General features: G+C 41.9%; 16 protein-coding genes and 1 pseudogene. 6 read left to right on the top strand and 11 right to left on the bottom strand.

The features are described 5' to 3' along the window. Positions 1-32: 32 nt before the first annotated feature. The 7 genes and pseudogenes from BGC07_RS03280 to BGC07_RS21610 all read right to left on the bottom strand — a co-directional run bounded on the left by BGC07_RS03280 (position 33) and on the right by BGC07_RS21610 (position 4,180). Positions 33-524 (bottom strand): transporter substrate-binding domain-containing protein, encoded by a 492-nt coding sequence (locus tag BGC07_RS03280; protein ID WP_158006854.1) that lies wholly within the window; start codon positions 522-524, stop codon positions 33-35. Further along, positions 496-801, bottom strand: coding sequence for a transporter substrate-binding domain-containing protein (locus BGC07_RS19220; protein ID WP_158006853.1), 306 nt, complete (start codon positions 799-801; stop codon positions 496-498). The genes BGC07_RS03280 and BGC07_RS19220 overlap by 29 nt, the downstream gene beginning before the upstream one ends. A 799-nt stretch (positions 802-1,600) precedes the next feature. Beyond that, positions 1,601-1,882, bottom strand: a complete 282-nt coding sequence (locus BGC07_RS03275) for a hypothetical protein (protein ID WP_139121602.1) — start codon at positions 1,880-1,882, stop codon at positions 1,601-1,603. A gap of 225 nt (positions 1,883-2,107) precedes the next feature. Then, positions 2,108-2,362, bottom strand: a complete 255-nt coding sequence (minE, locus tag BGC07_RS03270) for a cell division topological specificity factor MinE (protein WP_449421085.1) — start codon at positions 2,360-2,362, stop codon at positions 2,108-2,110. Between the two features lie 78 nt (positions 2,363-2,440). Next, positions 2,441-3,259 (bottom strand): septum site-determining protein MinD, encoded by an 819-nt coding sequence (gene minD, locus BGC07_RS03265; protein ID WP_069311945.1) that lies wholly within the window; start codon positions 3,257-3,259, stop codon positions 2,441-2,443. An 85-nt stretch (positions 3,260-3,344) separates the two neighbouring features. Beyond that, positions 3,345-3,701: pseudogene (gene minC, locus BGC07_RS21615) on the bottom strand (septum site-determining protein MinC); the annotation flags it as partial. Between the two features lie 11 nt (positions 3,702-3,712). Then, positions 3,713-4,180 carry a septum site-determining protein MinC gene (locus BGC07_RS21610; RefSeq protein WP_235602880.1) on the bottom strand — a complete coding sequence of 156 codons (468 nt, stop codon included), beginning with the start codon at positions 4,178-4,180 and terminating at the stop codon, positions 3,713-3,715. A gap of 127 nt (positions 4,181-4,307) precedes the next feature. On the opposite strand from BGC07_RS21610, the gene BGC07_RS21605 reads away from it, so the two are divergent. Genes BGC07_RS21605 through BGC07_RS03250 form a run of 3 tightly spaced genes read left to right on the top strand, consistent with a single transcriptional unit; the run spans position 4,308 to position 6,839 of the window. Continuing rightward, positions 4,308-4,523, top strand: a complete 216-nt coding sequence (locus BGC07_RS21605) for a hypothetical protein (protein ID WP_235602879.1) — start codon at positions 4,308-4,310, stop codon at positions 4,521-4,523. Positions 4,524-4,554: 31 nt separating this feature from the next. Further along, positions 4,555-6,420, top strand: a complete 1,866-nt coding sequence (locus BGC07_RS03255; protein ID WP_235602878.1) for a hypothetical protein — start codon at positions 4,555-4,557, stop codon at positions 6,418-6,420. Beyond that, a complete protein-coding gene (locus BGC07_RS03250; protein ID WP_069311944.1) occupies positions 6,420-6,839 on the top strand; it encodes a hypothetical protein in 420 nt (139 codons plus the stop codon). Before BGC07_RS03255 ends, BGC07_RS03250 begins: the two co-directional genes overlap by 1 nt. Before the next feature lie 103 nt (positions 6,840-6,942). Here BGC07_RS03250 and BGC07_RS03245 read toward each other — a convergent pair whose 3' ends face one another. Further along, positions 6,943-7,251 carry a hypothetical protein gene (locus tag BGC07_RS03245; RefSeq protein WP_069311943.1) on the bottom strand — a complete coding sequence of 103 codons (309 nt, stop codon included), beginning with the start codon at positions 7,249-7,251 and terminating at the stop codon, positions 6,943-6,945. A 104-nt stretch (positions 7,252-7,355) separates the two neighbouring features. Then, on the bottom strand, positions 7,356-7,691 hold the full coding sequence (fdxA, locus tag BGC07_RS03240; protein WP_069311942.1) for a ferredoxin FdxA: 336 nt from the start codon (positions 7,689-7,691) through the stop codon (positions 7,356-7,358). A 247-nt stretch (positions 7,692-7,938) separates the two neighbouring features. Between fdxA and BGC07_RS03235 the strand changes: the two genes are divergently transcribed. After that, positions 7,939-8,136 carry a Trm112 family protein gene (locus tag BGC07_RS03235; RefSeq protein ID WP_069311941.1) on the top strand — a complete coding sequence of 66 codons (198 nt, stop codon included), beginning with the start codon at positions 7,939-7,941 and terminating at the stop codon, positions 8,134-8,136. 15 nt (positions 8,137-8,151) lie between these two features. Here BGC07_RS03235 and BGC07_RS03230 read toward each other — a convergent pair whose 3' ends face one another. Continuing rightward, positions 8,152-8,964 (bottom strand): DUF3734 domain-containing protein, encoded by an 813-nt coding sequence (locus tag BGC07_RS03230; protein ID WP_235602877.1) that lies wholly within the window; start codon positions 8,962-8,964, stop codon positions 8,152-8,154. A gap of 108 nt (positions 8,965-9,072) precedes the next feature. Beyond that, entirely contained in the window at positions 9,073-9,276 is a 204-nt protein-coding gene (locus BGC07_RS21600) for a patatin-like phospholipase family protein (RefSeq protein ID WP_235602876.1), read from the bottom strand. Positions 9,277-9,424: 148 nt separating this feature from the next. Here BGC07_RS21600 and BGC07_RS03225 point away from each other — a divergent pair, with 148 nt between their 5' ends. Together BGC07_RS03225 and BGC07_RS21130 are read left to right on the top strand one after the other, a co-directional pair. Beyond that, the gene (locus BGC07_RS03225; protein ID WP_069311940.1) at positions 9,425-12,418 is read left to right on the top strand and encodes a cadherin-like domain-containing protein; all 2,994 of its coding nucleotides are present in this window, start codon (positions 9,425-9,427) and stop codon (positions 12,416-12,418) included. A gap of 31 nt (positions 12,419-12,449) precedes the next feature. Next, positions 12,450-13,922 (top strand): tandem-95 repeat protein (locus BGC07_RS21130; RefSeq protein WP_317135147.1); only part of this gene is annotated, 1,473 nt, incomplete at its 3' end.

Below are 13,922 nucleotides of genomic sequence, written 5' to 3'. Positions count from 1 at the left end.
ATAAAGAAAATTAATTAAGGTTAAATGGACTCTTAAGTGAGTCCGTAGCTTTTCTTTATATTTTCTAATTGCCCATTGTTTTTAATATTAGCAATCCACTTGTTTACAGCAGTTTTTAATTGAATGTTTGATTTTTGCATCATATAAGCTTTATTACTGTGTGTCAGTGGATTATTGATATTCACTGGGCATAACTCAGGCATGAGGCTATGACGGTAGCTTGCTTCAATAGAGTCAGTAAACATTACATCTGCTTTTCTATTCAGCAGGTATTCAAATGGTAATTTATTATTTTTAACAATAATAATTTGAGCGTAATGGATTGTTTCTTTTGCGAAGTTTAGATTAGTTCCACCTAGATTTTCAACAATTTTAACATCAGGCTGGTCAATTTTTCTTAATGTTTTAAATTTGGTTAAATCTGCACATCGAATGAGTGGTACCTTGCCATTAGTGAGAACAGGTTGGCTAAAGCTAAATTGTTGTTGGCGTTTTTTAGTAATTGTGATGACCCCCCATCGCAATATCGAACTTATTTGCTGCCAAATCCTGGGATAGGCTAGGCCAACGAGTGTGAATAAATTTGACCTTAACACCAAGATTTTTCGCAAGATTATGAGCCATCGTAATAGCAAAGCCTGAATATTGTTGATTTTTCTTGTTGAAAACAGTTAAAGGTGGATAATCACCTGTAGTTCCTACTTTAATGAGGCCTGTGTGCTTAATTTGAGCGAGTGTATCTGCATGAGATAAATTTGAGCTCGTTGCAAGTAAAAGTAAAGGTAGAGTAAGGTATTTCATAGTTAAGCCCGGTATTCGATGATTAAACCAAGACTTATTATAGTGATAAGCTATCGAAGTACAATACAGTAAGGGGGAGGTGAGATTATTATAATTTGGAAAGCAACTGGCACGATTGCTCATGCAGATATTCTAATTGGTCGATTTTTGTACAAAATTTTTAACCTTTTTAGTCAGGCCGATTGGCTTAACTCGCTTTGTGATTAAGGGTTCACAGCGCTCAAAGTAAGACGGGATTGCGGTTAAAATGCATAGCTTTTCCTTGTTGCTGCGGATGAGTTTTAACTATGTCGTCCAATAAATGCTGTTCTGTTTTAAATCTTTTGCTATCGCATCAGGTAGGGAAAAGCTATTTACTAAGTATGTAAAAAGTATATAGCTTCGCTTGAGGTCACTGATGAAAGTCATTGCTAGGTGAGAGTGATGAGGTGCGATTGTTCATTTTGAAAACTGAACGAATACACCAGATTGAGTTGAGAGTGATGAACGTGGCGAAAGCAATATAGCTTAGCATTTGCCATATCGGTGTATAAATTTTGTAATAATCATAAAGCAAGGCAGGAATATAGAGAGTAATACTTAATAGAGAAAATACGTTCGCTGTTTTTCCTAGCGTGACTTTTTTTAAATGAGATTGCGGTGACGGTGAGCGCAGAGCCGGCAATTACAACTAAATCAAGGAAAATATAATAAATTTGGGCGCCTCGGCTGATTCCGTCAATATTTATCGTGTTGATGATGAGCCAGAGTATATAAGATGAGCACACGAGTGATTGTATAGTTAGGAAATATAATCGCTTCACGAGTTTGTTTTTAAGTTAAGGGTTATTTTAATGTTAAAAATGCTGTTGACGATGACAAGTATGGCGAACAAGGTGTAAGGGAGATGACCGAAAAACTCTTTTGTGGGAGCGATATTGTTATAGATAGCCACCGCTGCGGAGCAAATCGTGCAAATGATGAGTAACATTAGAGTCGTGTATTTACTTGACGCTTTTTTTAGGTAGCAGGCAAAGACCGTTGCAATAAATGCTGCGATAGCGAGGCTGTCGCTGATCGTTAAAAAAGCTCTGGTTTGCATGCTTAAGCCGTAAAGGTTGAGATAGTTCACTGTGATTGAATATGAAAGTGCAAGGCATATTGCAAGTTGGCTAGCTAGGAAAATAAACAATCTCACTGATATCCATCCCCGTTGTTTTATCACTTTTAGAGTAGATAGTTAATAACACAGGTTGAACGGTGATGATATAGAAAAAACCACTTAAAAATTTATGTTGGGTTTAAGGTGTAAATGATTGATAAAGCCCTAGGAGAGGGCTTCATCGGTTGTTTTGGTTGATTTTTCTTGAGCGTTATTCGCTTCTTTATTTTTTTCTTCTTCTTCTGGAGGGAGCATGATATTTAGTTCAAGCACTGAACGGTCTTGATCTTGATTCAGCTCGACTTTGATTTGCTCGCTATCAACGTGAACATATTTTTTGATCACTGCCATAATTTCTTGACGTAACAAGGGAAGGTAATCAGGATTGTTTTGGCGCTGATTACGCTCATAGGCAACAATGATTTGTAGCCGTTCTTTAGCAACATCTGCACTGCGTTTGCGTTTATTATTACTATTAAAAAAACTAGTCGAGGATGCTCATGCTCTAAGCCCTCCTAATAAACGTTGAAATAAGCTTTTCTTTCTTGCTGTAATAAAGCGGTACTCAACTTCTTCACCTAAAAAGCGCGAAACGGCATCAGCATAAGCTTGCCCAGCATCACTTTCTTTATCAAGAATGACTGGGTTACCTGTATTAGAAGCACGCAAAACTGCCTTTGATTCTGGAATGACTCCCATTAATGGTACAGCAAGGATTTCTTTAACTGATTCGATATTGAGCATATCGCCATTTTCAACACGCTCGGCATTGTAACGTGTGAGTAATAAGTGCTCTTTGACGGGCGATTCACCCTGTTCTGCCCGATGAGATTTACTGGATAATACACCAAGAATCCGATCTGAGTCACGCACCGAAGACACTTCAGGGTTAGTGACAATAATTGCTTCATCTGCAAAATAAAGCGCCATCAATGCACCTTTTTCAATGCCGGCAGGGGAGTCGCAGATAATGTAATCGAATTTTTCTTTAAGTTCATTTAAGGCTTTTTCAACGCCTTCTTTGGTTAGCGCGTCTTTATCCCGGGTTTGTGATGCGGGAAGAATATAGAGGTTATCGACATGCTTATCTTTAATTAGCGCTTGGGTGAGGTTCGCTTCGTCTTGTAAGACATTAACGAAGTCATAAACAACGCGACGCTCGCAGCCCATGATTAAATCTAAATTACGTAGGCCGACATCAAAATCAATTACGACGGTTTTATAGCCTCGTTCTGCAAGGCCGGTTGCAAATGCTGCACTGGTTGTAGTTTTACCTACACCGCCTTTGCCGGAAGTAATAACGACAATTTTCGCCACGATAGTTTCCTTTAATTAGTTTTAGTTATAATGTTATAAATTTAAGAGCAATTTTGTTATGTATTTTAATTAAAAGCAAGTGAATTTACAGCGGCCGTATCAGTAATTGATTATGTTCCAAGTAAATTTGCAGGTGATTGTCTTTACTATGACATTGAATTTCTTCGTTAATTTTGTATTGACCGGCGATAGAAATAAGTTCAGCCTCGAGACGATCGCAAAAAATTCGTGCATCTTGATTGCCATTTACACCAGCTAAAGCACGGCCCTTTAATGTGCCATAAACGTGGATATTACCCTCGGCAATGAGTTCTGCCCCAGGGCTGACACTGCTGACAATGATCAAATCACCTTCGCCGTTATACACTTGTTGGCCTGAGCGTACTGGTTTTGTGATAATTTTATTTTTTGTTTTTGCTGTTTTATTTTCTGATTGGCTTACGTCTTCTTGTTTTAAGTCTTTTTGTGTGTTGTTTCAGCTTCAACGATTGCTTCTGTTTCTTTCGTTTTCCTGGGGCTTTTAGCAGGTTCTGAAACCGGTTTCGGTGCGATAGCAATGGCTTTTTTAGTTATGGCATCTTCTTTTGCTGCCGGTAAGATAGCAAAGCCTGCTTGTTGTGCGCTCATCTGTTGTGTTTTGTTACCACCGCGGACAGCGACTGGAATCAGCCCTAAACGTCGGCAACTATTTTGAATTGCAAAAAAGTCGGGGACTTCGGCTTGCTTGAATTGACTAATATCAAGAACAGTCGGAGTATGCTGGAAAAAATCTGGAGCATGTTTGACTTTTTCTTGCAGTTCTCTTTCCAATTGCTTGATATCACTATTATAAATAAGAAGCACGGTGAGAGTGAACAAGCTGCCTTTGAGTTGGCATGTTGGGGTCGCTGCTTTTTCGGTTTCATTTAAAAGTGTATTCATAACCTGATGTTTTTCATTCTTTATTTTAGTTTATTCACCTACACTGTATGGCACTGCTGTAAAGAACTCAAGTGCTTTGCCGATATTAAGGTACAGGAAGGACAGTTTAGCAGTAAAGGATGCCTTGATGAAGGGGAAAACAAGCTTAAACGTGAAGCAAGAGGGTTGGCATCCGCGGTCAGGTTTGTGCTGTTTTTCAACTCAATTATTTTTATTTATTATTATTTCTGTTTGTTTTTCTTTATTTTTATCGTTATCTGCAATAAGTTTCGCAGCCACACCGGGTAAAGTTTATGATACGCGCATTTTAGTTGATGCTTCTGATGATTTAGCAAAAAAATGATCCGAAAAAATTGCGTATAGAGGCATTGAGAATGCTCGTCAGCTTGTTGCCTAAAGGCAGTTATGCAGGGGTTTGGGAGTTTGGTGATTTAGTTAATATTAATATGGCCTATGGCAAAGTCAATCAGCATTGGCTACAAGAAGCAGATAATAAAGTTAAAGAGCTTGAGCGGCAAACACGATTTAGCAATTTGGATGAAGCCTTACGCAAGGTTACCGAAGGCTGGCATGGCGGTGATCCAAGCAAAGAGCGTAATATTATTATTTTAACTGGTAGTAAGCTGCGTGTGAGTCACAAAGAAGGTAAAAACCTTGCGAATGAGTCACGTATTATTGATGAGTTAATTCCCTCATTACAGCAGCGTGATATTCGCGTTTATATCGCATCATTTGCAGATGTTGATGCTGATCAAAGTCATCATAAGGCAGAAGATCAAGACAGTGCATTAAGTCGTTTAAGTGCAGCAACGGGAGGACGTGTTTACTCTATAAAGAGCAAAGAAAGCTTACAACGTGCCTTTTTAAATATATTTACACAAGTCGCTGCGGTGGATGAAATTCCTATTTTTAAAAATGCTTTTTATATTGATCGTAGTGTTGAGGAAGCGACTGTTTTATTACTACGAAAAGACAATACAAAAACTGCAAAACCGGTGATGTTAAAATCCCCCGTCGGCGTGACTTATTCTTATAATCGTCATCCAAAATGGATTCAGTGGGTGAAGCGTGATTTATTTAGCTTAATTACTTTATCAAAACCGTTGTATGGCCAATGGCATATTTTAGCTGATTATTTAAGTCCGATGAGTAAAGTATTGATCGCCACGCAATTACAGCTTGCTGTCTCTGAGTTGCCAAAAATTGCTTTTGCGGGAGAGCGTTTTCAGCTAAAGGCAAAAATTTTAAATCAAGGGAAATTACTTAAAGATCCAAATTTGGTTAAAGTCATTAAGCTTGTGAGTAATATTCGCATGGGCGAGCAATCGACACGTAAAATTATCGCCTCAGCTAAGCCAGGTGAAGCGGTTTATATGATGGATTTTGCTGCGATGACAACGGTAGATCACGATCCTTCGATGATAGAGATCAGCTTATTTGCCGATGGAATTACGTTTGAGCGCGAATTTGTCCAGAGTGTGCAAGTCTTTAACTCGCCGGTGGTCTGGAAGCATAAGGTGGTGAGCGAGGAGCAAAAACCTGTTTATGCGGTAAATATCAGTCCTCGTGATGATTTAATCGAAAGTGATCGCTTAAAGCTGCGTATTTTTGCAAAGCCTTCAGAAGGTCAACATGAAGAAGTTACCTTGGAAAAGCAAGCGAATGGTTCGTGGATGTTTTGGCTGCCGGCATTACATGTGGGGCAAAACTATCAACTTCTTGCTCATGTGTCTGGAGTAACGGTTGCAAAACGACCTTTTGGTATTTTGGAGTCGGTTTATCAGATTGATGGCACGGTTGTTCCGCCACCGCCGGTTGCAGAAGATGATATGGCAGAAACTAGCGCACCTGAAGAAAGGGCGAGTGAAGAGCAAATGACAGAAGAAACTGCACCATCAGAAGGAGAACTTCTTGGTGAAGATGAGTCGAGTGATGAAGGTGTAGAAACAGAATCCGAAGAGTCTTCAGAAAGCGATTTTGCTGAAGGGGATGCAAGCGAGGAGGCTGTTGATGAAGCGGTGAGCAGTTCAATGGAAAGTGGCAGTTCTTCATTAGTAACCGTACTCTTCTTTGTTATCCTGATCATTACCGTGCTTGTTAGTGCCGTATTAATTCCAGTTATTATTATTATGCGCAAGCGTCAGAAAAAATTATTACAAAGTATGGCTGAGGGAGAAGAGACCGAGGGTGCAGGCAAAGATGAGACTGTAAATGATGAGAAAGAAAAGGGAGAGTCGTGATGAGTGCAGCGTTAATCATTGGTACTCTTATTCTTGAGGCGATTATCATTATTTTATTGTTTTGGTTTCTTGGTGTGCGCTCTCGTGGCAAAAAAATAAAAATGTTGGCAGATTATGTGCAAGAGTTAAAAAAGAGTGATGAAGAACGGCTTAAATTACTCACTCAGTTTATTACTCATAAAACTAAATTTGAAGAGCCGGAGAAAATTGCGCCGCAAGTCATTCATCTTGAGGGAACGATTTATCAAGAAATAGTCGAGCTATTATTAAATTTTAAAGTAGAACAGCTAACAGCTCTAGAAAAATCAATCGAGCGCCTCAGTTTGCTGAATCAAGATATCAGTTTTGATGAAGACGCATCAGATGAAGAAGAAGCTGCACTTGATATGAGTATGGAAGAGGATATTAGCGAAGATTAAAAAATGGAACTAATTGTGATGAGTGGATATGAAATGTGAGTGCTTTGTTTTGTATAACCCCACGGGGGTTACCCGTGGATATTTGCTTGTTTAATCTCAGAGCTTAGTGCTGATGATCTTCACCAAAAAGCACAGTATGAGTGAGTTTTTTTAACTCGTTTGCCGCTATTTCTGGGGTGACATCTTGGTGCTGCTCTGCGAGGACATCGGCAGCATCCTTGATCATAGCGTTTAAGACCTGTGCGGTGGCATTAATATGCATGAATACGGGTTGATTAAAAATAGTTTCATTCTCATCGAAGTTGCTGGTGTGTTCGTTGATGGTTTTAATTGTTGACTCGTATAGCATATTGCATAGCGATTCGAAATTTGCTTGTTCTTTTTCTTCGCTGAGTTCGATGTCTTGGCTCATATTTTTTCTCATTTAGGGTTGGTTAGCTAATGATGGTAACTGTTTTGAGAGGTTTTTACCAATAAGCAATACGTCTTCACCAATAAATCCGTTGAAGGTGAGTGTTACCACTCACGAATCAGCTCATCCATTTTATCTTTAATTTCGCTCCATTTTTCCGCATCTTCAGGAGCTTCTTTTTTCTCGGTGATGGTATGGTCTGCCCAAGCTTGAGCTAGCTCTGCATTGAGCTCAAGAAAGTGCTCTTGCCCTGCGGGAATTTCATCTTCGGCGAAAATTGCATTTTCTGGGCATTCAGGTTCGCAAAGTGCACAATCGATACACTCATCCGGGTCGATGACGAGAAAATTAGGACCTTCTTTAAAACAATCTACAGGACAGACTTCTACACAGTCGGTGTGTTTGCAGCGTATACAGCTTTCGGTGACAACAAATGCCATAGTAACCCTCAACGGTCGTTATTGTTTATATTATCAAGTTTAGTGGGCAACAGTGTAACATGGATTGATAATGTAGGGGATGACTGATAAAGAGCATCTAGTATCTCATGGTTGGAAAGGGTGAGAGTGGTGGCGATGAGGGGGCCTTAAAGTGTACGCTTGGTTTTTCTAGGTAGAGTTGCTACTATGAGCGCACAAACAATAGGCATTAAAATTAATATTATTTTGATAAAGAACAGAGAGACTGATGGATAAACGTTTATTAGAAATCCTTGCGTGCCCAGTGTGCAAGGGCAAAGTGACTTATGATAAAAAGCACAGTGAGTTAGTGTGTAAATTTGACCGTTTAGCCTATCCGGTGCGCGATACGATTCCTGTGATGCTCGAAGCTGAGGCGCGAGAGTTGTCCAGTGAAGAGTTAGAAGCGGTGCGAGAAATCAGTTAATTGATTCTTAAAACTTCATTGATGGGGGTGGTCAAGCTTGTGGACAACGGTCTTGGGTCCAACATGATGCTCATAAAACCAATCTGGATTCTTGACGAGGGCGAGGGCATTTTTGTAGCCTTGGCGGCGATGATCATCGGCAGAAAGCTCTGAAAATTCATAGTCTTTTGAGTTTAATTCAGTACCTTGCTTTGATTTATAATTAATTTGAGCCACATGGAGCTTGTGCGAGTCGCCATGCTTTAATAAATCTTGTAAGCCTTCTTTTTCTTTAACACTGTCTGGAATATGCGCGCCAAGCTGGGCAATGATGCCCTGTAAATATTGTTTAGAATCATACTGCTCGATAATGGTTCTTAAGTGACTGGCATATTCGATGTCTTTAGCTCGTTCTTGCACTCCATCGAGGGAGTGTGGGGGCACTCCTTTGGGATTAAAGAGGTTGACGAGAAAACATAATCGGTTTTTGTGTTCAGGCTCGTTGGTGACAGCAAGAATCGGCGTATTCGAGTATAACCCGCCATCCCAGTAATAACGACCGTCGATTTTGATCGCTGGAAACCCGGGAGGTAGGGCGCAGCTGGCCATAATGTGTTCTGGGGTTAATGTGTGCTTGGTATTATCAAAAAAGACCTGCTCACCGGTTTCTAGGTCTACAGCGCCAATGCTAAGGCGCATATAAGCCCGATTCAGATAATCAAAGTCGATCAGTTCTGTTAGGGTTTGCTTTAAAGGGTGCGTGTTATAGAAACTGATTTGATCGGGTGTTTTTGGAATTGGCCATAACGGCGAAAGCCAATGTGGGTCAAAAAAATCTCGGTTGGCCAAACATTAATGTTGTTTGTGCACTCCAGTAATTATACAGCTTACGAATACCAAAATAATCGGTGATGGGGAGTGGGTAATGGCGACGTGTAATGCGTGACCAGAACTCATTCAGTTTCTCGATACCTTCATTTGGGGGTTGCCGGCAATAATCGAGGCATTGATGGAGCCGATAGAGATGCCAACAATCCAGTCAGGGCTATACATTTCCTCCATGAGTGCTTCATAAACACCGACTTGAAAGGCACCCATCGCGCCGCCACCCTGGAATAGATAAACCACTTCATCAAAGTAATTAACTTGTGCTGTTGCCACCTATGAGACCTATCTTGTTGATACTCGTTTTTTTAAGTGTAGCTTAAGCAAGCCTGATTTTACGGGGTTTGTTGGTGGAGCATTTGTTCAAAAAACGTGTCTAACCCTATGTAGTCTACGCTTAAGGTTATGCGGGTAGGGTAGATGTATGGCAGATGATAAGAGTATTCAGTCGCAAAAAGATGCAGATAATGCAGTGACTGATGAGTTAATTGAAACTGCACAACGTGATTCAGGCGAAAATGCCATTGAGGAAGCGCTGGAGCAGGTGTTGTCTGATGCGACAGGAAATAGTTCAGAGGACTCCCAATTTGGTAGCTATCAAACGGGTTACCGAGGTGAGGGCTTAGCTGTTGATGAAGGTGATGTTCAAGCAGGGTTGGGCTTAGAGCTTGATGTGGATGCCCAAGGTACAGAGCGTAGTAATGTCGATATTGGTGAAGGAACGCTTTTTAATTTTCAATCTGAATTAAGTGATTTAGCGACTGAGTTTCAAATCGGTGGTGGGCAATCTGGGGTAGGCGCAGGTGCAGCTATTGGTGGTGGCGAAGGGGCTGCTGAAGATACCGCAGAAGGGGGAGTGAACCTCAATAACCTTTTGGGAATTACGCCTGATGTGACCGATGCCGGGTTTGAGCTAGAAGGTTTGATTGATCGGGACCCTGATCCTGGAGCAGAAGAAGAGACTGCGGCTGAGGAAGAAGAGGAAGTTACTGTAGAAGCTGTTAATGTTGCTTCTGATTCGGTGATTGCAGCAGATGATGCACCGCCATTACCTGACCCATCTTTGCCTGATGATACTGATACTGATGCTGCTGCCATAGATGATACGATCGTAGATGATAACTTGGTCGCTGATGACCCTGTGATTGATGATGATCCTATCGTTGTTAACACTGACCCTGTTGCTGTAGATGATAGCTTAGATCTTGCTGAAGATAGTGCTTTTACTTTTAATGTTGCAGATATTTTAGCGAATGATACCGATGCAGATGGTAATCCCTTGACTCTAACAGGGATTAGTCAAGACCCTTCGCATGGCGAACTTACTGATAATGGCGATGGCACTTGGACCTTCACACCGGCTGAAAACTATAATGGCCCAGATAGCTTTACTTATACCGTCTCTGATGGTAATGGCGGATTTTCTACCGCAACCGTTTCTTTAACGATAGACCCAGTCAATGATGATCCTGTTGTGATTGATGGTACTGAATCTGGTTCTGAAGATAGGCCTTTAGTTTTTGATGTTAGCGATTTGATCTCTGATATCGATGGCGATGATGTCTTTATTGACAGTTTCGAGCAGCCTGCCAATGGCGTGTTAACTCTTGATGGTACAGAATTTACCTTTACGCCGAATGAGAATTGGAATGGCGATACGAGTTTTGAATATACCGTTTCTGATGGTCAAGGCGGAACGGATACTGGTTCTGTAGATATTAGCTTGGCGGCGGTGAATGATGCACCGGTCGGTGTTGATGATGATTTATCTCTGTCAGAAGATAATGCCTTAACGTTTAATGCGGCTGATATTTTAGCGAATGATATCGATGTTGATTTAGATACTTTAGAAATCACGGGGATTAGCGTAGAACCTGACCATGGTGAGCTGATTGATAACGGTGATGGCACTTGGACTTTTACTCCAGCTGAGAATTATAACGGCGATGATGCGTTTACTTATACTGTTTCTGATGGTCAAGGCGGTTTCTCTACCGCAACTGTTTCTTTGACGATAGACCCCGTCAATGATGATCCTGTTGTGATTGATGGTACTGAATCTGGTTCCGAAGATACGCCTTTAGTGTTCGATGTCAGTGACTTGATCTCTGATATTGATGGCGATGATGTCTTTATCGACAGTTTCGAGCAGCCTGCCAATGGCGTGTTAACTCTTGATGGTACAGAATTTACCTTTACGCCGAATGAGAATTGGAATGGCGATACGAGTTTTGAATATACCGTTTCTGATGGTCAAGGCGGAACGGATACTGGTTCTGTAGATATTAGCTTGGCGGCGGTGAATGATGATCCAACCGCGATAGATCATACCTTTGAATTAAAAGAAGACGGTTCGATTACCTTTAGTGAAGGTGATTTATTAGCAGGGGCTGAGGATGTCGATGGTGATGATTTGAGTGTGACGCATGTCGCCGATCCTGCTAATGGTGAGCTAGTTGATAATGGTGATGGGACCTGGACGTTCACGCCTGATGAGAATTGGAATGGAGAAACTAGTTTTGATTACACCGTCTCAGATGCTCAGGGCGGTGAGGTGACAGAAACGGTGACTTTGGATGTTGAACCGCAAACTGAGAAGGTTAATGTTCAATTTATTTTAAATGACCAGCAGACGATTAACCCAGATTATACCGATGCACAGACGAATTATACGATTAAGCAACCTGGTGACTTTGGTATAACTGAGTCGATTACCGGCGAGCAGATGAATACGCAGGGTATCGATGACAGTGATCAAATTAGTGTGACTTATCAGGATGAAAATGCGGCTTCTGTACAGTTAGATAGTGGTTGGAATAGCATTAAAAATATTCTTGCGATAAGTGATGAAGCGGCTGATATCAGCCTTTCAGACTTTGTGCGTACCGATGTTCAGCTGGGCGATGGTGGTGATAGCACGGTGAATATTGAGGGTGCGAAGCGCGGTGATATTTCTACCGGAGATGGTAGCGATATTATTGATATTACTGCAAAAACCAATAATGCGGGTTGGAGTAATACGTTTAATATTGCAACAGCGGCGGGCGCTGATTTTATTCATCTGGTGGGTGATCAGGATCTTACTGTCTTTAATGTTAATTCGGGCACAGGCGATGATGTGATTGAGTTAGGGAATGGTTATGCTAACTCAACGATCCATGCTGGTTATGGTGATGATATTGTCCGTGGTGGAACCGGTGAAGATATTATTTTTGGTGGCGCTGGCAATGATCAACTTTTTGGTGGTGCAGGAGACGATGTCTTAAGAGGCGGGCAAGGAGATGATATACTTCGCGGTGGCCAAGGAGATGACCGGTTGCATGGTGGTCAAGGTGACGATCGTTTACACGGTGGAGCGGGAAATGATGTATTGCGCGGTGGTCAGGGTGAAGACCGTTTACACGGTGGTTTGAGGTGATGATGTCCTAAGAGGCGGGCAAGGAGATGATATACTTCGCGGCGGCCAAGGAGATGACCGTTTACACGGTGGTTTAGGTGATGATGTCCTAAGGGGTGGGCAAGGAGATGATATACTCCGTGGAGGTCAAGGAGATGACCGCTTGCATGGCGGTCAAGGCGACGATCGTTTACACGGTGGCGTGGGTGATGATGTATTACGTGGCGGACAGGGTGATGACATTCTACGTGGTGGCCGTGGTGATGATAATTTACATGGTGGTGCAGGCGATGACCGCTTACACGGTGGCGTGGGCGATGATGTGCTTCGAGGCGGCCAAGGGGCCGACGTTTTAAGAGCGGGTGAAGGTGATGATATTCTCCGTGGTGGTCAAGGTGATGATACTTTACATGGAGGCTTAGGTAGTGATGATCTTCGTGGAGGTCAGGGCGCGGATATCCTTCACGGTGGTGAAGGTGCCGATATTCTACGCGGCGGTGGCGGTGCTGACATCTTAGATGGTGGGTCTGGTGCGGATATTGTGTACGGTCGTAGTGGCGATGATGTTGCAAGCTATACGGTTGGCCAATCAGATGGTATTGATCAATATTATGGCGGCGTAGATAAAGACACACTCCAAGTTGAGCTAACTGCTGAACAATTTGAAGACGCTGATATATTGGCTGATTTACATGCTTTAAAACAGTTTATCGTCGAAAATTCTGATGAGACTAGTAATAACGGCCCTAGTGAGACTTTCAGCCATTTAGGTTTGAAAGTTGCTGATTTTGAGAATTTAGAGATTTATGTCGATGGCGAGCCGATAGAGCTTAATACTGGGCCTGATGCTGAGGATGATGCGTTAACGTTAGCAGAAGATGCGGTATTCAGTTTCACAGCAACAGATATTCTTGCAAATGATGAAGATATCGATGGTGATCAGCTGAGTATTACCGGCATTAGCCAAAACCCAGAGCATGGTGAATTAAGTTTTAATAGTGAGACTGGTGAATTTAGTTATGTTCCTGACGAAAACTATAACGGTGAAGATAGCTTTGTTTATACCGTTTCTGATGGTAATGGCGGATTATCTAATGCCACGGTCACGTTCACGATTGATCCGGTGAACGATGATCCGGTGGTGATTGAGGGCAGTGCATCAGGGGCTGAAGATGCGCCACTCGTGTTTGATGTGAGTGATTTAATCTCTGATGTCGATGGGGATGATCATCTATCTATTCAAAATTTCGAGCAACCGGCTAATGGTAGTTTGGTTCTTGAAGGTACGCAATTTACCTTTACCCCGGATGAAAACTGGAATGGCGATACTAGCTTTGAATACACCGTAACCGATGGTGAAGGGGGTACAACCGTGGGTTCTGTGGACTTAACCATAGCCGCGGTGAATGATGGCCCAGAAGCGGGTGATGATCAATTAAATTTAGCTGAAGATAGTGCACTCAACTTCACAGCGGCTGATATTTTAGTCAATGATGAAGATATTGATGGTGATCTGCTGAGTATT

It is taken from the genome of Piscirickettsia litoralis, assembly GCF_001720395.1.
In the GTDB taxonomy this organism is placed as follows: Bacteria; Pseudomonadota; Gammaproteobacteria; order Piscirickettsiales; family Piscirickettsiaceae; genus Piscirickettsia; species Piscirickettsia litoralis.
Note: the sequence above shows the minus strand (reverse complement) of the source record. Positions and strands in the feature narration are given on the sequence as shown.